Here is a 19,793-nt window from a genome sequence, read left to right on the forward strand (position 1 = left end):
CGGCTGAGGCTCAGCCGCAGCAGCCGCCCCCGCAGCACCCTCCGCCTCCGCCGCCGGGGGCCGGTGCGGGCGCGCCCGCCGCGGACGCGCTGCCTCCCACGGCAACGGTCGACAGCAGCTTCACGGTGTCGCCGTGCCCCTCGGGGCAGTCGGCCGGCGCGTCCGACTCGGCCATGGGACGGCTGAGTTCGAAGGTGGAGCCGCATTCGCGGCAGCGGTACTCGTATCGGGGCATGCGGGAAGCGTACGGTGCGGCGGCGCGGGCCGGAAGCGGGGCTCGGGCGCTGCTGGGCGGAAGCGGGGGACGTGGGGCCCGCGGGGTCAGTGGCCCTGGCCGCGCTCCTCGCGGATCTGCTCGACCACCTGCCGCACCGTCTCGCGCACCGCGTCCAGCTCGGTCAGCAGGTGCCAGTAGTCCGGATGCCGGCCGGTCAGCGACTCCACGGCGCGGTCCACCCGCCCCACCGCGTCGTCCAGCGGGCCCGCGTGCCGCGGGTCCGGGGTGCTGCGGCCCGCCATCGCCAGCCGCTGCGCGTCCCTGATCGCGAACCGGGTGCGCTCGACCTCCTGCGTGTGGTCGAACGACACCTCGTTCAACCGCCGCAGCCGGTCGTCGGCCGCCTTGATGCCCTCGTCGGCGGTGTTGAGCAGGGCCCGCACCGTCGACAGCCGCGAGGTCGCGTCCGCCCAGCGCTGCTCCTCGCGCGCCGTGCGCGCCTCGCCGAGCTTCTCCTGCGCCTGCCGCACCGCGCGCTCCGTCTCGCCGGGAACCTGCTGCAGGTCCTGCCAGCACGCCGCGCTGAATCTCCGCCGCAGCTCGCTCAGGACCGGCTCGACCTGCGAGGCCCTGTTGCCCAGCGCCTCGGCCCTCGTACGCAGCGAGGCCAGCCTCTTGTCGGTCTCCGCCGCGCGCTCCGGCAGCCGCTCGGCCTCGCCGCGCAGCTCCTCGGCCTCCCGTACGACGCGATCGGCGCGCTGCAGGGTGTCCTGCACGCCGTGCTGCGCGGCGCCCTCGTTGAGCCGGGTCAGCTCGGGGGAGAGCGCCGCGATCCTGGCGGCGAGGTCGTCGGCGCGCAGGCCGGCGCCGCGCGCGGTCTCCAGCGCGGTGGTCGCGCCGAGCAGCGACTGCCGGGCCCGCTCGACGGCCGGCGCGAGCCGCGCCAGCTCGCCCTCCGCCTTCCGCAGCAGCGGCCCGAGCCCCTCGCCGAACCGCTCCAGCTCGGCCTTCGTACGCTCCAGGTCCTGCCGTACGCGATCGAGCTCGGCGCGGGCGCGCGCGGCCGAGGAGGAGTCGAGCCCGTCCCCGTCCAGGTCGTGCGCGTCGACGGTGTTGATGTACGTGTGCGAGACCTGGTCGATGCGATGGCCGAACTCCCCGAAGTCGGCCACCGCCTTCCGCGCCGCGGGGGAGTCGTCGACCGCGCTCAGCGTCTCGATGGAGATGCGCAGGTCGCGCTGCGCGGTGTCCAGTTCGTAGAACGCGGCGGCTGCGGAGTCCTTGGCGGCCTGCGCATCGGCCCGCAGATTCTCCGTACGGCCGCTCCCCCAGCCCCAGCGGCGGGTCCCGCCGCCGTTCATCGCCGCCACGATTCCTCTCCCCGCGCTCTGCTCCGCCGGTGCTCATTGTCCCACCCACCGACAACGAACACACCGCCCCGATCGTTCACGTTCCCTCCCCGGCCTCGGGGAACGGGTTTGCGCCCCGGCCACAGTGACGGGGTACTCTGTCCCGACACCACAACTAGGGCGCATAGCTCAGCGGTAGAGCGCTTGCCTTACAAGCAAGATGTCACTGGTTCGATCCCAGTTGTGCCCACAGCCCGGTCAGGCTTCTGACCAGCAGCGCGAGGGGTCTCCGAAGGTGCTTCGGAGGCCCCTTGTCGCGTGTTGCCCTTGGCTGAGAGCCAAACTGGGAGCCACCGCCGCAATACCGGTGGAGAGCAGGCACTGAGTGACGCTCGTCGGGTTGCCCGCCCGGTCGCTGGACGTGCTCGGCAGAGGCGCTTCTTTCTGCTCCGCCAACACCCCGCTCATGGCACTGACGTGACGATGCGTCGGAGACGCGCGGTGTCTCCGGTGTCTGGATACATCAGGGGCGAGACTATGGCGACTAGGTGACCTTCGAACCAAAGGTGGCAGGGCGTATATCGCGTACTGGAAGGTAAGTTCTTGCTGGAATATGCCCTTCCCCTTGGGGCGCCTCCTTGGAATCTTCGCGCGTACGCAGAGATCACTCAGGGGCTTCCGAGATACGAGAACTTCCTGCGCATGGACGTACTTACCGTCTACACGCTTCGTGTGAGTTGTAGCACTAGATCTTTCGCCGGGGAGCGACGCCGGGCACCCGATGCCCAGCCCTTCGTTTGCAAGGGCGCTGGCAGGAGCGATCTACTCGCGCAGGCGCCGTGCGAGCACCGTTGAAGTGCTGCACGCAGTGCCACGAAGAGGCTTCTCTCGGCGGCACTTCGTGGCCCAAGTCGGACACACGTGCCTGTAATGTGGCCGCCCTATCGCTCAACTCTTCCCCGGCGTCCCACGGTTCGCGGCCGCCGATCGGGGTTCACGAGCCACCACGGCACCCCGGGAGAGGAGATGTGCGATGTCGGCCGACCTCGAACCTGAGGACGGTCGCAACAGGAGGGAGCGGGTGGAGAGGTTCCTGGAGCGTCTCGGCCTGCTTTGTGCGATCTACAAGATCGTGCGCGAGATCATCTCGTCCCTGTAAGCAGGAATTGCCCCGACCGGTGGCAGCGGTCGAGGCACCCTGCGAGCGACTAGGGGAGCCTCACCTTCCAGTCCACGAGACAGCGGGTGGGGCTCTCCTGCTTTTCTGCTCTGTCAGTGACGCCTGACGATTACCGTGTGGCCATTGTCACTCGGCGCGTCGGCGACGTCGTCTATCTTGCATGTTTTCCCCGGCTCTGGCGAGGGGCTCTAGGGCCTCTTGCTGCGTTGATGGCGTAATGCCGTCGAGAGTCTGGCCTGCTCATGCGCCCCAGTAGTCGCCAGGCGTGACGCATGTCACCGAAACCCCTTCGGATGAAACGCCGCGTATTCGGCGGCAGTTGTCAGTGGGAGGGGCTACTCTGCCGCGCGCATTCAGCGCTCCCTTTGTGGGGCCCACGACGTCACATCCCGTGTCTCCGCCCCGTCACTGCTGTGAAGGCGTTCGAGCTCAGGAAGGGTGGGCAATGTGTTCGGGGTGTATCTCGGGGTGACCCTGTTGGCTGCTGGGGTCAATGGGATGGCGGCTGTTGCCAATCTTGTCGGGCATGACTATCCGCTGCGTGAAGCCGAGCGGCTGCGGGTGCCGCGGGGGTGGACCCTGCCGCTCGGGTTGTTGCTTGGGGCCGGGGCCCTTGGGCTCGTGGTCGGGATCGGGGTGCCGGGGCTGGGGACCGCCGCCGCAGGGGGACTGGTCGTGTACTTCCTCGGCGCGCTCAACGTCCATCTGCGGGTGAGGGACTGGAAGTTGGGGGCCTGGGGGCTGTTCTTCGCGCTGGCTGTGGGGGCACTGGCCGTGAACCTGGCGTACCACGGGGTGTGATCCGGGCGGTGGCACGGCGGGATCGTGGCCGCCGAGCCCGCCGCGATCAGGGCCGTGACCGCTATCGCGGGGCGTGGCCTCACGCCCCCTGCGGTCGTCGGCGTAGCGGGACCGTGGCCGCCGAGCCCGCCGTGATCAGGGCCGTGACCGCTATCGCGGGCCGCGGCCTCACGCCCCCCGCGGCCCCCGGCGCAGCAGGACCGCGGCCACCGAACCCGCCGCCACCAGCGCCGCCAACGACACCGCCGTGCTCAGCCAGCTCGCTCCCAGCCACTGGCCGCCGAAATAGCCGAGGCCCACGCTGTAGAGGGCCCAGGCCAGGCCGGCCACGGCTGACCAGGGGACGAACTCGGAGGGGCGGCGGTGGGCTGCGCCCGCGGTCAGGGAGACCACGGAGCGGCCGGCGGGGGCGAAGCGGGCCAGGACGACCAGGGCGCCGCCGCCGCGGGAGAGTGCCTGGCCGAGGCGTTCCTGGGCTGCGGTCAGGCGGCGGGAACGCGCGATGGCGCGGTCGAAGCGGGCGCCGCCGCGGCGGGCGAGGCGGTAGGCGACGAGGTCGCCGAGTACCGAGGCCGCGGTGGCGCAGCCGATCAGGGAGAGCAGTTCGGGCAGGTGGTGGAGGCCGTGCGCGGCCTGCTCTGAGATGTCGGCCGTGCCCGCGGCCGCGGTCGCCGCGGTGATCACGAGGACGCCGCTGGGAGCAGCGGCACGAACACGTCGAGGAGTACGGAGAGTCCGATGGCGGCGTAGATCCACGGAGAACCGGTCACCGTGCCCAGGGTCTCCAGCACCCTCTGTCTCCGCTTCTCCCCCCGGCCCCCGGCCGTTGCCGTCCTGCACTTCTGTCAGGTCGTCTTACACCGTACGCCCGGAAGGCGGGAGGAAAGGGGCGCGGGGGGCGTGGCGACGATCTCACCCGGTGACGGAATACGCCCCGGTGGCCGGCCCAGTACGCGCGTACGCGCCGCCCCCTCGTACGGAAGTGAGCAGCGCCGCGCGGGCCGCCGCGTCCGTGTCCGTGAGGGTCGCGGAGTTCACGCCGGGGCGGGCGCCCGCAGCGGTGACCCAGTGCGCGCCCTCCGTGGGAACGCCGAGGGCGAAGCGGCGCGGGTGCGCCCGTCCCCGCGCGTCGACGATCCGGCACGGCGCGGGCGTCACGTCCAGGCCGCCGGTCTCGTACCCGTACACGGCGTGCGGGCGGCAGCCTCCGGTGCGCAGCAGGTGCCGCAGCAGCGGGTCGGCGGTGCGCCGCAGGTCGGGCTCGGGGAGCCGGGCCTCGATGAGGGCGGGGGCGCGCACGGCGGAGCCGGGTACGGCGGGGGAGTGGGCGGCGAAGGAACCGCCGGCAGCACGCACCTCCATGTCAGGGCCGAGCACCTCCAGCACGCCCGCCTCGATCAGCGCGGCCGTCTCCTCGACGCGGCGGCGCGGCGGACCGATGGAGAGGAACGCGTTCAGCGGCGTGTACCAGCGGTCCAGGTGGTCGCGGCGCGACTCCGCGCCCAGCCCGCCGTGGTCGACGACCAGGCGCAGCTCGTTGCGCAGGTCGCGCAGGACGTCCAGCGCCGCCTTCACGGGCCCGCGCACATTGCCCTCGCGCGCGTGCCGCACATCCTCGTGCAGCCAGGTCAGTAGCCAGGAGTGGAAGTCGGCGGGGCCGGTGAAGGTGCGGCCCGCGTGCGGGCGGGACAGGCGCTGCCAGTCCCAGCGCAGGCTGTCCGGTATGCCCGACTCCTCCAGCAGCAGGCGCTCTTCGGGGCCGCCGTGCGGCGCGTGCAGGAAGCGGGCGCGGAAGGCGAGCGGGTGCGGGCGGCCGAGCAGCGTCTCGTAGTAGACCGTCTCGACCTCCTTGGCGATCAGCGGCCAGACCTCGGCGAGGAAGTCGGGCGGCGAGCCGGCGGCGGTACGCGCGCGGAAGCCGGCGATCACCTCAGGGGTGAGCAGCAGCGGGTGGTGCCGGCCGTGCGCGCCCTTCTCGTTGTCGCCGCGCGCGTGGTACGGGATGCCGCGCCGCGACCCGGCGTACAGCAGCGGTTCGCGCCCCGAGGGCCGGTACGCGAGCCCCGTACGGGTCCGCTCGAAGCGGCCGCCGCGCCCGGTCGTCAGCAGCGCCATGTGGTCGAAGAAGGTGAGGCCGAGGCCGCGCAGGAGGACGGGGGAGCCGGGGGCGAGCGCGGCGAGTTCCGCGGTGAGGTCGGCCGGGTTCGCGGGCGGCAGGTAGTGGAGGCCGTGGCGGCGCGCGTACGCGGTGAGGCGGCGCTGCTCGCGGGAGGGCTCGGCGGGCAGGTGGCCCTGGGTGAGGACGACCGAGGAGAGGCCGGACAGCCGCGTGCCGTCGGAGAGTTCGAGCTCCTGGAGCCTTGAGGCGCCGGGCCCGTCCGTGAGGCGTACGGCGTGTGCCGCGTGGACCCGCACGGTGACCTGGCCGGGGGCGCCGCGTACGACCTCGGCGAAGGCCCACTCCAGGTAGGCGCCGTACAGCGCGCGGGGCGGATAGTCGTCCGGGCCCAGTGCGCCGGGGCGGCGGCGCGCGTCCCACTCGTACAGGCTCGGCCCGGGACGCACCGGCCCCTCCACCGCCACGCTGTCGTCGGTGAAGAGAGTGATCTGCGAGGCCACGGTGTTCATGAGCAGTTCGCCCGACTGGTCCGTGCGCCACACGCGGCCCGCGCCCGGCGGATGCGGGTCGATCACGTGGAGGGTCAACCGTTCGCCGGGCCCCAGCAGTTCGGGCGCCGAGGCGCAGAGCCGCTCGACGACGCTCGCTCCCCGCGGACCAGCGCCGACGACGGCGACGCAGGGGGAGGGCGGGTACGAGCGCGAGGGCTCGGGCACGGGGAACTCCCGGGGCTGTGGGGGCGCGTGAGCGCCGCGAGGGGCACGGGGTGCGCCCATCATGCCGCCGGGGCCGCCTCCTCGGGCCCTCGTGTGGGATTGCTCACGGGGACGGGTGCGAGGAACGCCGTGGGGAGCGCTGCGGGGGCCGGTACTGCTCGGGGACCGTGTGCTGCGCGTCGGAGCCGGGGTCCGGGCCCGACCCCGAGCCCGCGTCAGGGCCAGTGTCGGAGCCCGAGGTCAGCGTCCTGCTCAGCACGCGCCGCAGCCGCGAGCCGCCCGCCGGCGTGCCCTCGCCGCCGTCCGGCCGCGCCTGGTCCAGCGCGAGGTCCGCTGAACGGCCGTTCAGCGCGAGCGACATGAGCTGGTTGCCGAACCACGGTCCTCCGGTGCGCTCCCAGGCCACCCCTGGCCTGCCCGCCTTGCCGTGCCGGGCCAGCGCCCTGCCCAGTGCGCGCCCCGCGCCGCTCCAGCCGAAGCGGAAGCCGGCCCGCATCACGGCCGGGATGCTGTTGTGCGTCGGCGAGCAGGTGAGCTGCGCGATGTGGGAGCGGGCGCCGGGGATGTCGGGCTCGGCGACGTACGCGTGGTGCACGTCGCCGGAGAGGACGCAGACCGTCGAGGGCGCGTCGGGCGCGGTCGCGACCTCCTCGATCAAGTCGGTCAGCGAGCGGAAGGAGTGCGGGAACGCGGCCCAGTGCTCCAGGTCGGCCGCCTGCCGCAGCTTCTCGCCGAGCCGCGCCCAGCGGGGGCCGCGCGCGCCGCCGCACAGGGCGGTGTTCCACGACTCGGCGTCGTGGATGGCGGGCGGGAGGAGCCAGGGGAGGGAGGTGCCGATGAGGAGGTGGTCGTAGGCGCCGGGGCCGCCGTCCAGCGCCTGTTCGCGCAGCCACGCCGTCTCGCTGTCGTCGATCATGCGCCGCTCCTGCTCGGGCAGGACGCGGGCCGCGCGGGTGTCCGCCATCAGCAGCCGTACGCGGCCGAAGTCCCGGCGGTAGCTCCAGCGCACGGCGGTGGGGTCGGCGTCGGCGTGCTCGGCGAACTTGCGGAGGGGTACGGCGCCGTCGTCCCCGTCCTCACCGGTGGACCCGGCCTCGCGTACGGCCGCGAAGAGCGGGTCCTCGGCGAGTTCGCCGGGAGAGAGGTTGCCCAGGTGCTGGTAGACCCAGTACGAGGTGAGGCCGCCGAGTATCCGCTCGCGCCACCAGCCGGTCGCGCGTATCTCCCGCTGCCAGCTCTCGCTGGTGTTCCAGTCGTCGATGACGTCGTGGTCGTCGAAGATCATGCAGCTGGGCACGGTGGACAGTAGCCAGCGCACCTCGGGGTCGAGCCAGGACTCGTAGTAGAGCTCGGTGTATTCGGCGTAGTCCGCGACCTGGTCCCAGGGCGGCTCGGACAGATTCCGGCGCCGGGCCAGACGCTCGCGCACGGCCTGGGAGGTCTCGTCCGCGTACACCTGGTCGCCCAGCATGACGAGCAGGTCGGGGCGGTCCGTGCCGCCGCTGGCCATGGCCTTCTGGGCGAGTGCGTCCAGCGCGTCGGGGCCCACGGGGTCGTGGCCGCTGCCCGCGGGGCGCGCGGCCCAGCGGCAGGAGCCGAAGGAGACGGTGAGTCCGGTGGCGTCGGGCGCGGGGGTACGGATCGTGCTCGGCGGCGCCTTGAGGTCGGGCAGCGGCCAGACCTGCTCGCCGTCCAGCAGGACCTCGTACGGGGTCTCGGTGCCCGGTTCCAGGCCGACGACGGTGACCAGCGCGTAGTGGTGGCCCGCCACGCGCCAGGTGCGGGCGCTGCCGCCCGCGCTGTGTCCGGGGCAGCGCACCTCGGCCTCGCACGGGGCGTCGGTCTCGACCCAGACGGTCGCGGTGTCCTCGTCGACGTACCGCAGCAGCGGCCCCAGGAGCAGCCCGGCCATGGATCGTCCTCCCTCTTCGGTCGTACGCACTGGCACGGTACGTGAAGTGGGGGTGCGCGCGGCCACCCAGTGGCCGAGCACTTCGCGCTGGGGGCGCGCACACGGAGAGGGCCCTCCCCGTGTGTGCGGGGAGGGCCCTGGAGGGAAGGTTTCAGCAGGTGCCCAGGGCCTTTGTGAGGGCCTTCTTCTCCGCGTCGTCGGCGGTCAGCTTCGTCTCGTGCTTCACCCAGATCCACATGCGCGCGTACGTGCAGTGGTAGTCCTTCTTCGGCGGCATCCACTGCGCCGGGTCCTTGTCGCTCTTCTCCTGGTTCACGTTGTCCGTGACGGCCAGGAGCTGCGAGATCTCCAGGTTGTTCGCGAACGCCTGGCGCTGCTTCTGCGTCCACTTCGAGGCGCCCGAGCGCCACGCCTGCGCGAGCGGCACCACGTGGTCGATGTCCAGGTCGGACGGCTTGGTCCACTTGCCGTCGTCGTACGGGCTGGTCCAGGTGCCCTTGGTCGGGTAGCAGTCGGAACCGGTCTCGACGCCCTGGCCGTCCCGCTTGAGCACCGCCTCGCGGGTGTCGCAGCCGCCGCCCTGGTCGATCCAGTGCGGGAACTTGTCCCTGTCGTAGCCGTCCATCGAGCCCTCGGGCGCGACCTTGAGCTCGTCGAGCTGCTTCTTCGCCTCGGACGCCGACGGCGGTTTGGGCGGTTCGGCCTGCGCGGTGCCGGTGCCGGTGGTGACCAGCAGCACGACCGCGCTGAGGGCCGCGACGGGCGCGGTGAGCAGCGCCTTCCAGTGACGCGCGTAGAGACCGCGCCGCTCTCGGTGTATGCGGAGCATGCGAACTCCCTGTGATGTGGGGGGTTTTGGGTTGTGATCCTCCCGATTCCCGGTGTCGCCCGGGGATTCGGCAGGTAACAGGGTGGCGACATGTACACGTCGCTTCAAGCCCCTCGATCCGTCTACTTGCCCAATGCGCCTGCGTCCCATACGAACTGACACCCCATAGGGTGAAACGGTGCTGCTAGCCGCCGCCCTGCTGCCCGTGAACCGCACGCTCGCCGTGGTGCTCGTCGCCCTGCTGCTCGGCGCGGCGGCCGTGGCCTCCCTCGCCCACCTCGTACAGGACGACGGCCGCGGCTACGCACGCTCCGTACTGCTCGCGGGGGTGCGCGCGGCCGTCCAACTGGCCGCCGTGTCCTGGGTGATCCACTGGGTGGTGGGCGCGGTGCCGAGCCTGCTGGCCTTCATCGCGCTGATGTTCGCGGTGGCCGTCCGCACGGCCGGGCGCCGCATCACCCCGAACCGCACCTGGTGGTGGGCCGCCCCGCCGATCGCCGCCGGCGTGCTCCCCGTACTCGCGCTGCTCCTGCTCACCGGGCTGCTGCCGCTCCGCGGGCTCGCCCTCATCCCCATCGCCGGGATCCTCATCGGGGGCGGGCTCACCGCGACCGTGCTCGCGGGGCGCCGCGCCCTGGAGGAGCTGGCCACCCGCGCCGGAGAGGTGGAGGCCGGGCTCGCGCTCGGGCTGCTGGAGCGCGAAGCGCGCCTGGAGGTCGCCAGGCCCGCCGCCTCGGGGGCGCTGCTCCCCGGGCTCGACCAGACCCGCACCGTGGGACTCGTCACACTGCCGGGAGCCTTCGTCGGCATGCTGCTGGGCGGCGCTTCCCCGGTGATGGCGGGCGCCGTGCAGCTCTTCGTGCTCGTGGGGCTGATGCTCGTGCAGTCGCTCGCGGTGTCCGTGGTGCTGGAGCTCATCGCCCGCGGGCGGCTCCATCGCGTACCCTCGGCGGTGCAGAAGGGGAGTAGCTCTTAGCCGGACCGTCGACATACTGGGTGACGCGATCACCCCGGCGCCCGGAGCGAGCGGCCCGGACGGGCCCCCGCCAGCGAGACCTTCGGCAAGCAGTGTCCCCGCGTACGCATCGGTGCGCGGTATGTATACGACGCTGCCGTGCCGAAGTGTGTCCCAGCGGCGGTGCGGCAGCCCGACCACCGAGGATGTTCCCCGTGTTCAGCTTCACCGTCGCCGCCGTGGTGTTCGGCGTCGTCTTCCTGGCCGAGCTGCCCGACAAGACCGCGCTGGCCGGCCTGATGCTCGGCACCCGCTACCGCGCCTCCTACGTCTTCGCCGGCGTCGCCGCCGCCTTCCTCGTGCACGTCGCGCTCGCGATCGCCGCGGGCAGCGTGCTCACGCTGCTCCCGCACCGGCTCGTACAGGGCATCGTGGGCGTGCTGTTCCTGGCGGGCGCCGCGATGCTCCTGCTCAAGAAGGACGACGACGAGGACGAGCACGTCAAGGCGCCCGCCGACCAGTCCTTCTGGAAGGTCGCGGGCAGCGGCTTCATGCTGATCCTGGTCGCGGAGTTCGGCGACCTCACCCAGATCATGACCGCGAACCTCGCCGCACGGTACGACGACCCCGTCTCGGTCGGCGTCGGCGCGGTGCTGGCCCTGTGGGCGGTCGCCGCGATCGGCATCCTGGGCGGCCGCACCCTGATGCGCTTCGTCCCGCTGCGGCTGATCACCAAGGTGGCGGCCGTGGTGATGCTGGCGCTCGCGGTGTTCTCGCTGTGGGAGGCGGTTTCCCCGTGAGCGGGGCGGTCCCCGCGTAACGAGGCGGTCTCCCTGTAGGCCCGCGTCCTCGTGCGGAGCGCCCGTGAATGGATTCTCCGCGTGCCGGTACCCGGTGCAGCGCCGACCATGGTTGTGGGCCGGGCCGTACGGGGTCCGGCCCGTGCACCGGGAGGAGGGTCCATGGCGCACTCCGCGTCCGCCGCTCCGTCCGGGGCCCCGCGCGAAGCGGGGCCCGGCGAGCACGCCAAGCCCACCGTGCTGCTGGCCATCGGGGCGCTGCTGCTGGGCATGCTGCTCGCGGCCCTCGACCAGACGATCGTGGCCACCGCGCTGCCCACGATCGTCAGCGATCTGGGCGGGCTCGACCACCTCTCCTGGGTGGTCACGGCGTATCTGCTCGCGGCGACCGCAGCGACCCCGCTGTGGGGGAAGCTGGGCGACCAGTTCGGCAGGAAGCGGCTGTTCCAGACCGCGATCCTGATCTTCCTCGTGGGCTCGGCGCTGTGCGGGATCGCGCAGAACATGCCGGAGCTCATCGCCTTCCGCGCGCTCCAGGGGCTGGGCGGCGGCGGGCTGATGACGCTGTCCATGGCGATCGTCGGCGACCTCGTGCCGCCCCGCGAGAGGGGCCGCTACCAGGGTCTGTTCGGCGCGGTCTTCGGCGCGACCAGCGTGCTGGGGCCGCTGCTCGGCGGCTTCTTCACCGAGCACCTGTCCTGGCGCTGGGTCTTCTACGTGAACCTGCCGGTCGGCGCGATCGCGCTGCTGGTCATCGCCGCCGTACTGCACCTGCCGAAGGGCGCGTCCCGGCACCGCATCGACTACCTCGGCACCCTGCTGATCGCCTCGGTGGCCACCTGCCTGGTGCTGCTCACCTCGCTCGGCGGCACGAGCTGGCCGTGGATGTCCTGGCAGACCTGGCTGCTGGGGGTGCTCGCCGCGGTGCTGCTGGTGGCCTTCGTACGGGTGGAGCGCACGGCGGCCGAGCCGGTGATCCCGCTGAAGCTCTTCCGGATCAGGACCTTCGCGCTGTGCTCGGTGATCGGCTTCGTGGTGGGCTTCGCGATGTTCGGCGCGATGACCTATCTGCCGACGTTCCTCCAGGTCGTGCACGGGGTCTCGCCGACCATGTCCGGTGTGCACATGCTCCCCATGGTCTTCGGCGTGCTGCTCACCTCCACGCTCTCCGGGCAGCTCGTCAGCCGTACGGGGCGGTGGAAGGTCTTCCCCGTCCTCGGTACCGCGGTCACCACCGTGGGCCTCCTGTTGCTGCACCGCATGGACATGAACTCGTCCACGCTCGAAATGAGCCTGTACTTCCTGGTGTTCGGGCTCGGCCTCGGCATGGTGATGCAGGTCCTGGTGCTGGCCGTGCAGAACGCGGTCGGCTACGAGGACCTCGGCGTCGCCACCTCGGGCGCCAGCTTCTTCCGCTCCATCGGCGCCTCCTTCGGCGTCGCGATCTTCGGCACGATCTTCGCGGGGCGGCTCGGCGACAAGATCGCCGACGTGCTGCGCGGCCAGCGGCTGCCCAAGGGGGTCACGCCGGGCACCGTCCAGCACGACCCGAGCGCGATCGGCGCGCTGCCGGGACCGCTGCGGATGGGCGTGCTGAACGCGTACGCCACGGCCATCACGGACGTGTTCCTGTACGCGGCGCCGGTGGTCGCGCTCGCCTTCGTCCTCTCCCTCTTCGTACGCGAGGAACGGCTGCGGGCCAGCGTGCAGGTGCCTGACGTGAGCGAGACGCTGCCGCCGCAGCCGGTCGAGCGCACCTCGGCCGAGGAGGTCTCCCGCGCGCTCACGCAGATCAGCACCCGCGAGGGCCGCCGCGACCTGTACGCGCGCATCGCCCAGCAGGCGGAGATCCAACTGCGGCCCGCCTCCTGCTGGCTGCTGCTGCGCATGAAGCGGTACGGGGCCGTGGAGCCGGCGCTGCTCGCGGACCAGGCGCGGCTGCCGCGCGAGGTGGTGGCCGGCGCGGCACGGGAGCTGGAGGAGCGCGGGCTCGCCGAGCGCACGGGCCTCGACCTGGAGCCGACCGAGGAGGGGCGCCGGGTGTCCGACCGGCTGGCCTGGGCGCGCGAGGACTCCCTCGCCGCGCTGCTGGGCGACTGGTGGACGCCGGACAGGCCGCACGATCTCTCGGAGCTGGTGCGGGAGTTGAACGCCGAGATCTACGGCTGGGAAGGCGAGTGCCCGCGCCGCGAGGTGCGCGAGGCTCCGCGGGAGGCGGCGGCGTAGCGGTTGCCTGGGGCCGCCGCTGGGCCCTGTGTTCGCGTGTCAGTCGTTTTTGGCCGAAGTTGGTACGTGGTTGACGGTTCGGGTCACGGACCACGTAAGGTCCCGGTCTGGACAGGTACTGGCGATTCGGGTGCGGCTGCCGTGAACGGACGGCCGCTCAGGGAGGGGACGGGGTGGCGGCACACAGATGCTGTCCGGGGTGCGGTGCCGAGCTCACGACGGAGCAGACGCGCGACGGGGTCGCGGAGGGCACCGGCTGCGGCTGCGCGGGGCCGTTCACCGTCGACGGCGGCGGCCACGGCGATCCGCTGCACATCCGCCCGTACGTGGACCTGCCGGACGGCGACTCCGCTTCCGCTCACGGTTCCGCTTCCGCGCCGGACGGCCCGGCGGCGCCCGGCACTTCGGCGGCCGACGACGCCACGCGGCCCGTTCCCGACCTCTCGCCCTTCGCGCGCTGCGGCACGGACGAGACCACCGAACTCCCCACCTTTGCGGGGGAGATGAAGGTTCCCGCCGCCGGCGCGGGTGCCGCCTCGGCCGCCGGCGGGCGCGGCGCCGAACGCTCCCGGCGCGGGCGCCGCGGGCTGCGCCGCCCCGGAAACGCGCTGCTCGCCGGGGTGGGCATGGCCGCGGCCCTCGGTGCCGGGCTGCTCACCACCGACCTGCTGAGCAAGGACGACGGCGGCGGCGACACCCGCAGCCTCAGCGCCGGTGACCGCGCGCCGGACCTCGGCCCCGAGGGCGAGGCGAGCGCGCCGGAACCGCGCGCCCACCGCTCGTCGGTCGCGCCGAGCGCGTCCGCCAGTGCCTCGCCGAGCACGCCGCAGCGTTCCGGTTCGCCGTCCGGCGCACGCGCCGACCGCGACAGCGGCGTACACACCGAGAGGCCCACGCCCACGGCCAGTTCCTCGGCCACGCGCACCCCGGACGACGGGCAGCGCGACCGCCGCCCCGGCGACGACCGGCGTCCTGACGGCGACAGGACCGGCGGGGACGGCGGCGGCGACGGCGGTACGGATTCGCAGGAGTCGGGCCCCGTGCTGCGGGTCGGCGACTCGGGCCCCGAGGTGCGCGAGCTGCAGTACCGGCTGCGCCAGGCGGGCTTCCTGGAGGAGGGCGAGGACGACGGCACGTACTCGGCCGCCGTGCAGCAGGCGGTCTTCCGCTACCAGACGGCGTACGGGGTGCCGGACGACGTACGCGGCGAGTACGGGCCGAAGACGCGGGCCTCCCTGGAGGCGCGGACCCGGCCCTGAGGGGCCGGGGGACGGGTCTGGGGCGGGGGCACTGGCGTCGGGGCGCTTCGTTTTGTATTTTTGAGAAACAAAGTGGTTCCGCCCGTGCCCGCTCCGGTGGAGAGGGCGTCCCTGACCGGCGGGCGGGGCCATCTTTAACCACCGCCCCGTCCCGTCCGCCGGTACACCCTGGGAGCCGTACGCCATGCCGATACCGTCCCTCACCGCCAGCGGCCTGCTCCTCGACATGGACGGCACCCTGGTCAACTCCGACGCCGTGGTGGAGCGCATCTGGCGCGGCTGGGCCGTGGACAAGGGCCTGGACCCGGACGAGGTGCTGCGGGTCGCGCACGGCAGGCAGGGCTACTCCACGATGGCCGAGCTGCTGCCCGAGCGGCCCATGGAGATCAACTACGCGGAGAACGCGGAGATGCTGGCGCGCGAGACCTCCGACGTGGAGGGCGTCGTGCCGGTGCCGGGCGCGCCCGCCTTCATGGCCGCGACAGAGGAGCTCCCGCACGCGCTGGTGACCTCGGCCGACGTGGGGCTGGCGACGGCGCGCATGGGCGCGGCCGGGCTGCGGATGCCGCGCATCCGGATCACCGCGGAGTCGGTCAGCGCGAGCAAGCCGGACCCCGAGGGCTTCCTCAAGGGCGCGGCGGAGCTGGGCTTCGCGCCGGAGCAGTGCGTGGTGTTCGAGGACTCTGGCGCGGGGATCGCCGCGGGCCTCGCGGCGGGCATGCGCGTGGTGGGGGTCGGGCCGCGCGCGGCGGAGCACGGCCCGACGGTGTCCGTCCCGGACCTGAGCGGCGTACGAGTCGAGCCCACGGCTGGCGGCGGGATTCGCATCGCCTTTGAGTGAGCGCGCGGCGCTCTGGCGCCCCGGGCACCCGCGTCACCACAGCGGCAACGGGGCCCGGGGCGAAGCCCCGTTCAGCTCTGCGGTGACGCCTGCTGGACGACCTCGAAGGACCACAGCTCGGAGGCGGTAGCGGCCGGCTTCGGCCGCTCACCTCCATCGCCGCCACCCTGATGCGCGGCCTGCATGGTCCCCGACATCCACGCCTGGTAGTCCTCCTCGCTGCGCCAGCGCGTGTAGACGAGGTACTTGTCGCTCCCCTCCAGCGGCCGCAGCAGCTCGAACCACTCGAAGCCGTCGGAGTTCTCCACCGCCCCCGCGCGCGAGGCGAACCGCTTCTCGAGGGTCTCCCGCTGCTCCTCGGGAACGGTGAGGGCGTTGATCTTCACGATGCTCATGCGCCCCATCCTGCATCACCCCCCGTGTAAAGAGGCCATCAGGATCGGCGTCGCCGCGCTATGGCGGCGCTAAGGGTGCGGGAAGGCGGGCGCCGGGGCGGCGGGGCCGGTTCACGATGCGGGTGTGAAGGCGATGCGCACCGTATGGGGAGTGGGGGCCGGGGACACGCTGGCCCGGGGGCTCGCGGTGCCGCTGTGCGCGGTGTGCGCCGCGCTGCTGGCGGCCGTGCTGGGTCCGTACGTGGACGAGGCGGCCGGCGCAGGCGGCGCCGCGGGACACGCCTGGGCGCTGGCCGCGTTCGCGCTGCCCGCCGCGTGGGGCGCGGCCGTGGGCGGACCGCTGCGCGCCCCGGCCGCCTCGCTGGTGTGCTGGCTGTTCTACGACGGCTTCGTGCTCAACTCCGCCTCGGAGCTGGGCTGGTCGCACGCCGACCGCACGGCGCTGTGCGCGCTCCTCGCCGCGGGCGCGGCGGGCGCGACCGGAGCGCTGGCGGTACGCGCGTTGCGCGCCGTACGGAGGGCGCGGGCCGCACGCGCCGCGCGGTGGGTCCCGGTGCGCCCGCGCCGGCCACGTACTCCCCGTACCCCCGTGCCCGCGAGGGTCGCGGCGGCCTCAACCGCCCCTGTGCGCACGGCGGTTGCGCGGAACCCGGTGGTCCGGTCCGGTGCCGCTGACCGGAAAGCGCCGCCCCTGCACTGAAAGGCACTGACTCTTCCGCCCGTGTCAGGTAACACGGGGATTTCGTGCGTCTGACTCTTCGGCCGCCCGCTGCCGAACGGCGGGCGGCGGCACGGGCGTACGCCGGTTTCGTGGGGGGCGGAGACGGTGCGGGAGAGGACTCCTGGCGCTGCGGACTTCGGAGACCGTACGGGCCTCTGGGGCCGCACGGGGCTCGGGGCGCGCGCGGCGCTCGCGCTCTGCGGGCTGTGGCTGCTGGCCGGTGCGCTGGCGGCGCGGCAGACCGCGGCCGTGCTGCGGCTGCCGCCGGACGAGCGGCTGACCGACCTGCTGGCCTGGATCGGCGACAACGGCGTGCTGCGGGCGCGCGATCCGCTCTACGACGGGCCCTCGCCCTTCACCGGTACGCCGTTCGCCGGGCTCGTGCTCAAGCCGCTGACCCGCGCCGCGGAACAAGGGCTGGGCGTGGCCTGGACCTTCGGCACCCTGCTGCTGGTGGCCGCGGTCGGTGTGGTGGCCGTGCGCGCGCTGCCGGGGCCCATGCCGCGGCGGGCCGGGCTGTTCGCGGTGCCCGCCGCGATCGGGCTGCTGATGGTGTCGGCGCCGGTGCGCGACACCTTCCACCTGGGGCAGACCAGCATCCTGCCGGTGCTGCTCGTGCTGGTCGGCTGGCTGGCTGGGGAGCGCGAACGGCCGTGGCCCGGCGTGCTGTTCGGGATCGCCGCCGCGTTGCAGCCCGCCGTGCTGTTGTTCCTCCCGCTGTTGTGGGCGACCGGGCGGCGCAGGGACGCGGGCGGCGCGGCCCTCGTCTTCGGCGCAGCGACCGCCGCCGCGTGGGCGGTCATGCCGGGGGACTCGTGGACGTACTGGGTGCACCACGTGGCGGGCGCGGGGCTCGGGGACGCCGCCGACGCCGTCTCCAACCAGTCGCTGCACGGCGCGCTGCTCCGCCTCGGCCTGCAAGGACCGCTCGAAATCGGCCTGCTGGCCGTGCTGGTGCCCGCCGTGTGCTGGATCGCGCTGCGGCGCGCCGTGCGGTACGCGCGGGACGGGCAGCCGCTGCTCGCCGCCGCGGTCACCGGCTGCGCGGCGGTCGCCGCCTCGCCGACCGCGTGGCAGCACCAGCAGCTGTGGGTGCTGCTCGCGGTGTCAGGGCGGGTGGGGCGGCGGCGCGCCGACCGGCTGGTGTGGCCGGTGTTCGTGGTGCTGGTGATGTCGCTCAAGGGCGAGGCCCTCGTGCCGCATCTGCCGGTGCTGTCCGGGCTCTCCGACAACGCGCCGCTGGTCGCGGGGCTGTTGGCGGCCTGCGTGCTGCCGTTCCTGCTGCGCGGCGCCGCGGCGTGGGACAGCCCCGAGCGCTCGGGCCCGCTGAGCCGCCCGCATCTGATGCTGGAACTGCTGCTGATCCGGGCCGGCTACTGGGCCTATTCGTACGTACGGGGGCAGGCGCCGGACGCGCGGGGTACGGCGGAGCTGCACGGGCACCAAGTGCTGGGCGTGGAACGGGTTCTGGGGCTCGACGTGGAGCGCGCCGTCAACGGGTTCGCCGTGCGCACGCCGTGGCTGGAGACCTTCTGCGACTTCTACTACTCGACGTTCCACTTCCTCGTGCCGCTGGCGCTGCTGGGGTGGCTCTACTGGCGGCGGCCCGATCGCTACCGGCTGGCGCGTACGGCGCTGGCGCTGGGCACGCTGTCCGCGCTGGTGGGCTTCTGGCTGTATCCGCTCGCGCCGCCGCGGCTGATGCCGGGGATGGGGTACGTCGATACCGCGCACGGTCCGCAGGTGCTGTCGCCTGCGGCGCCGGGGGCGCTGTCCGAGCTGGTCAACCAGTACGCGGCGATGCCGTCGCTGCATGTGGGGTGGGCGGTGTGGTGCGGGGTGGTGCTGTGGCGCTCCGCGCGCAGTCCTTGGCTGCGGGCTCTGGGTGTGCTGCACCCCTTGCTCACCCTGCTGGTGGTGCTCGCCACCGCGAATCATTACGTGCTGGATGCGGTGGGTGGGGTTGTGGTGGTCGCGGCTGGGTTCGCGATGGCGTCGGCTTTTGCGCGAGTGCGCACGTCCCGCGCGATATGGAGCTTCGCGTATTGACCGCCGGTGACCCCCCACGAGCTGTGGGCAGTCGTTCCGCAGGGGCGGAACGGGTGGGCACAGCGGGCCGCAGCCCCTGCTCCCCGCCCGTCCCGCTCCCGACGGGGTCACGCGTACGACACGCGCAGTTCCTTGATGCCGTTCAGCCATGCTGAGCGGAGGCGGCGGGGGTCGCCGACAGGAGAGATGTCCGGCATCGTGTCGGCTATCGCCTCGAAGATCAGGTTGATTTCGAGTTCGGCCAGGCTCTTGCCGAGGCAGAAGTGCGGGCCTCCGCCCCCGAAGCCCAGGTGGGGGTTCGGGTCCCGCATGATGTCGAAGCGGGAGGGCTCGTCGAAGACCTCGGGGTCGTTGTTGGCCGAGGAGTAGAAGATGCCGACCCGCTGACCCTCCTTGATCTTCGCTCCGCCCAGCTCCGTGTCGCGCGTCGCCGTCCGCTGGAAGGACACCACGGGCGTCGCCCACCGCACGATCTCCTCGGCCGCGGTCGCCGGCCGCTCCCGCTTGTAGAGCTCCCACTGGTCCGGATGCGTCAGAAACGCATGCATGCCGTGGCTGATCGCGTTCCGCGTCGTCTCGTTGCCCGCGACGGCGAGGAGGATCACGAAGAAGCCGAACTCGTCGGAGGACAGGTTCCCCTCGCCCTCGGCGGCCACGAGCTTGCTGACGATGTCCTGCGCGGGACACGCCTTGCGCGTCTCCGCCATGCCCATCGCGTACGAGATGAGCTCGGCCGCCGACTGGGTGCCGATCTCCTCGGTGATGGCGTACTCGGGGTCGTCGTACGCCACCATCTTGTTCGACCAGTCGAAGATGCGGCTGCGGTCCTCCTGCGGTATGCCGATGAGTTCGGCGATCGCCTGGAGCGGGAGCTCGACGGCCACGTCGGTGACGAAGTCGCCGGTGCCCCTGGCGCGGGCCTCGTGCGCGATGCGCCGCGCGCGCTCCTTGAGCGTGGCCTCCAGCGCGCGGATCGAGCGCGGGGTGAAGCCGCGCTGCACGATCTGCCGGACCCGGGTGTGCTCGGGCGGGTCCATGTTGAGCATGATCAGTTTCTGGATGTCGATCTGGTCGCGCGTCATGTGGTCGGCGAACCGGATGATCGCGGTGTTGAGGTTCGAGGAGAACAGCTCGGGGTGGGTGGAGACCTCCTTGACGTCCGCGTGGCGGCTCACCACCCAGTAGCCGTCGTCGTCGAATCCGGCGATGCCGCGCGGCTGTTCGTTCCACCAGACCGGGGCGGTCTCGCGCAGCAGGGCGAACTCGGGTACGGGGACGCGTTCCTGGTAGACGTCGGGGTCGGTGAAGTCGAACCCGTCGGGCAGCGCGGGGCAGGGGGACATGGCGGCTCCACTCCGGTGGAAGTCTGACGGCCCATCAGGTGCGGCGCCATGGAAGGTAGTAACGGGTTCTACAAGTGGCAA

General features: G+C 72.8%; 16 protein-coding genes, 1 tRNA gene and 1 pseudogene. 10 read left to right on the forward strand and 8 right to left on the reverse strand.

Going from position 1 to position 19,793, the window contains the following annotated elements:
* Nucleotides 1-10 precede the first annotated feature (10 nt).
* Both ABEE00_RS11245 and ABEE00_RS11250 read right to left on the reverse strand, forming a co-directional pair.
* Nucleotides 11-235 carry an FmdB family zinc ribbon protein gene (locus ABEE00_RS11245; protein WP_345745202.1) on the reverse strand — a complete coding sequence of 75 codons (225 nt, stop codon included), beginning with the start codon at nucleotides 233-235 and terminating at the stop codon, nucleotides 11-13.
* 86 nt (nucleotides 236-321) lie between these two features.
* Nucleotides 322-1,587, reverse strand: coding sequence for a hypothetical protein (locus tag ABEE00_RS11250; protein ID WP_451918549.1), 1,266 nt, complete (start codon nucleotides 1,585-1,587; stop codon nucleotides 322-324).
* A 157-nt stretch (nucleotides 1,588-1,744) separates the two neighbouring features.
* Between ABEE00_RS11250 and ABEE00_RS11255 the strand changes: the two genes are divergently transcribed.
* The 3 genes from ABEE00_RS11255 (at nucleotide 1,745) to ABEE00_RS11265 (ending at nucleotide 3,547) form a co-directional block, all read left to right on the forward strand.
* Nucleotides 1,745-1,816 (forward strand) — tRNA-Val (locus ABEE00_RS11255).
* A gap of 783 nt (nucleotides 1,817-2,599) precedes the next feature.
* On the forward strand, nucleotides 2,600-2,725 hold the full coding sequence (locus ABEE00_RS11260; RefSeq protein WP_345745203.1) for a hypothetical protein: 126 nt from the start codon (nucleotides 2,600-2,602) through the stop codon (nucleotides 2,723-2,725).
* A 459-nt stretch (nucleotides 2,726-3,184) separates the two neighbouring features.
* On the forward strand, nucleotides 3,185-3,547 hold the full coding sequence (locus ABEE00_RS11265; protein WP_345745204.1) for a DoxX family protein: 363 nt from the start codon (nucleotides 3,185-3,187) through the stop codon (nucleotides 3,545-3,547).
* A gap of 168 nt (nucleotides 3,548-3,715) precedes the next feature.
* Here the strand turns inward: ABEE00_RS11265 and ABEE00_RS11270 are convergent.
* The 4 genes and pseudogenes from ABEE00_RS11270 to ABEE00_RS11285 all read right to left on the reverse strand — a co-directional run bounded on the left by ABEE00_RS11270 (nucleotide 3,716) and on the right by ABEE00_RS11285 (nucleotide 9,123).
* Nucleotides 3,716-4,338 (reverse strand): annotated as a pseudogene (locus ABEE00_RS11270) (DedA family protein).
* Between the two features lie 121 nt (nucleotides 4,339-4,459).
* Nucleotides 4,460-6,382 carry an FAD/NAD(P)-binding protein gene (locus ABEE00_RS11275; protein WP_345745205.1) on the reverse strand — a complete coding sequence of 641 codons (1,923 nt, stop codon included), beginning with the start codon at nucleotides 6,380-6,382 and terminating at the stop codon, nucleotides 4,460-4,462.
* A gap of 103 nt (nucleotides 6,383-6,485) precedes the next feature.
* A complete protein-coding gene (locus ABEE00_RS11280) occupies nucleotides 6,486-8,294 on the reverse strand; it encodes an alkaline phosphatase D family protein (protein WP_345745206.1) in 1,809 nt (602 codons plus the stop codon).
* Between the two features lie 151 nt (nucleotides 8,295-8,445).
* Complete coding sequence (locus ABEE00_RS11285) at nucleotides 8,446-9,123, reverse strand: HNH endonuclease family protein (RefSeq protein WP_345745207.1); 678 nt, start codon at nucleotides 9,121-9,123, stop codon at nucleotides 8,446-8,448.
* Between the two features lie 178 nt (nucleotides 9,124-9,301).
* Here ABEE00_RS11285 and ABEE00_RS11290 point away from each other — a divergent pair, with 178 nt between their 5' ends.
* From ABEE00_RS11290 to ABEE00_RS11310, 5 genes are all read left to right on the forward strand, one after another.
* Nucleotides 9,302-10,099 carry an ABC transporter permease gene (locus ABEE00_RS11290; RefSeq protein ID WP_345745208.1) on the forward strand — a complete coding sequence of 266 codons (798 nt, stop codon included), beginning with the start codon at nucleotides 9,302-9,304 and terminating at the stop codon, nucleotides 10,097-10,099.
* 194 nt (nucleotides 10,100-10,293) lie between these two features.
* Entirely contained in the window at nucleotides 10,294-10,878 is a 585-nt protein-coding gene (locus tag ABEE00_RS11295; RefSeq protein ID WP_345745209.1) for a TMEM165/GDT1 family protein, read from the forward strand.
* A 162-nt stretch (nucleotides 10,879-11,040) separates the two neighbouring features.
* Nucleotides 11,041-13,104, forward strand: coding sequence for an MDR family MFS transporter (locus tag ABEE00_RS11300; RefSeq protein WP_345745210.1), 2,064 nt, complete (start codon nucleotides 11,041-11,043; stop codon nucleotides 13,102-13,104).
* Between the two features lie 173 nt (nucleotides 13,105-13,277).
* Nucleotides 13,278-14,363 (forward strand): peptidoglycan-binding domain-containing protein, encoded by a 1,086-nt coding sequence (locus ABEE00_RS11305; RefSeq protein ID WP_345745211.1) that lies wholly within the window; start codon nucleotides 13,278-13,280, stop codon nucleotides 14,361-14,363.
* A 184-nt stretch (nucleotides 14,364-14,547) separates the two neighbouring features.
* A complete protein-coding gene (locus ABEE00_RS11310) occupies nucleotides 14,548-15,204 on the forward strand; it encodes an HAD-IA family hydrolase (RefSeq protein ID WP_345745212.1) in 657 nt (218 codons plus the stop codon).
* Nucleotides 15,205-15,275: 71 nt separating this feature from the next.
* On the opposite strand, the gene ABEE00_RS11315 is transcribed toward ABEE00_RS11310, so the two are convergent.
* Entirely contained in the window at nucleotides 15,276-15,599 is a 324-nt protein-coding gene (locus ABEE00_RS11315) for an antibiotic biosynthesis monooxygenase family protein (protein WP_345745213.1), read from the reverse strand.
* A 133-nt stretch (nucleotides 15,600-15,732) separates the two neighbouring features.
* On the opposite strand from ABEE00_RS11315, the gene ABEE00_RS11320 reads away from it, so the two are divergent.
* Nucleotides 15,733-16,299, forward strand: a complete 567-nt coding sequence (locus tag ABEE00_RS11320) for a hypothetical protein (protein WP_345745214.1) — start codon at nucleotides 15,733-15,735, stop codon at nucleotides 16,297-16,299.
* Nucleotides 16,300-16,425: 126 nt separating this feature from the next.
* Nucleotides 16,426-18,369: a bifunctional glycosyltransferase 87/phosphatase PAP2 family protein gene (locus ABEE00_RS11325; RefSeq protein ID WP_451918550.1), complete on the forward strand. Its 1,944-nt coding sequence runs from the start codon at nucleotides 16,426-16,428 to the stop codon at nucleotides 18,367-18,369.
* A 107-nt stretch (nucleotides 18,370-18,476) separates the two neighbouring features.
* Here ABEE00_RS11325 and ABEE00_RS11330 read toward each other — a convergent pair whose 3' ends face one another.
* Nucleotides 18,477-19,712, reverse strand: a complete 1,236-nt coding sequence (locus ABEE00_RS11330; protein WP_345745215.1) for a cytochrome P450 — start codon at nucleotides 19,710-19,712, stop codon at nucleotides 18,477-18,479.
* Nucleotides 19,713-19,793: the final 81 nt, after the last annotated feature.

It is taken from the genome of Streptomyces odontomachicola (genome assembly GCF_039605595.1).
In the GTDB taxonomy this organism is placed as follows: Bacteria; Actinomycetota; Actinomycetes; order Streptomycetales; family Streptomycetaceae; genus Streptomyces.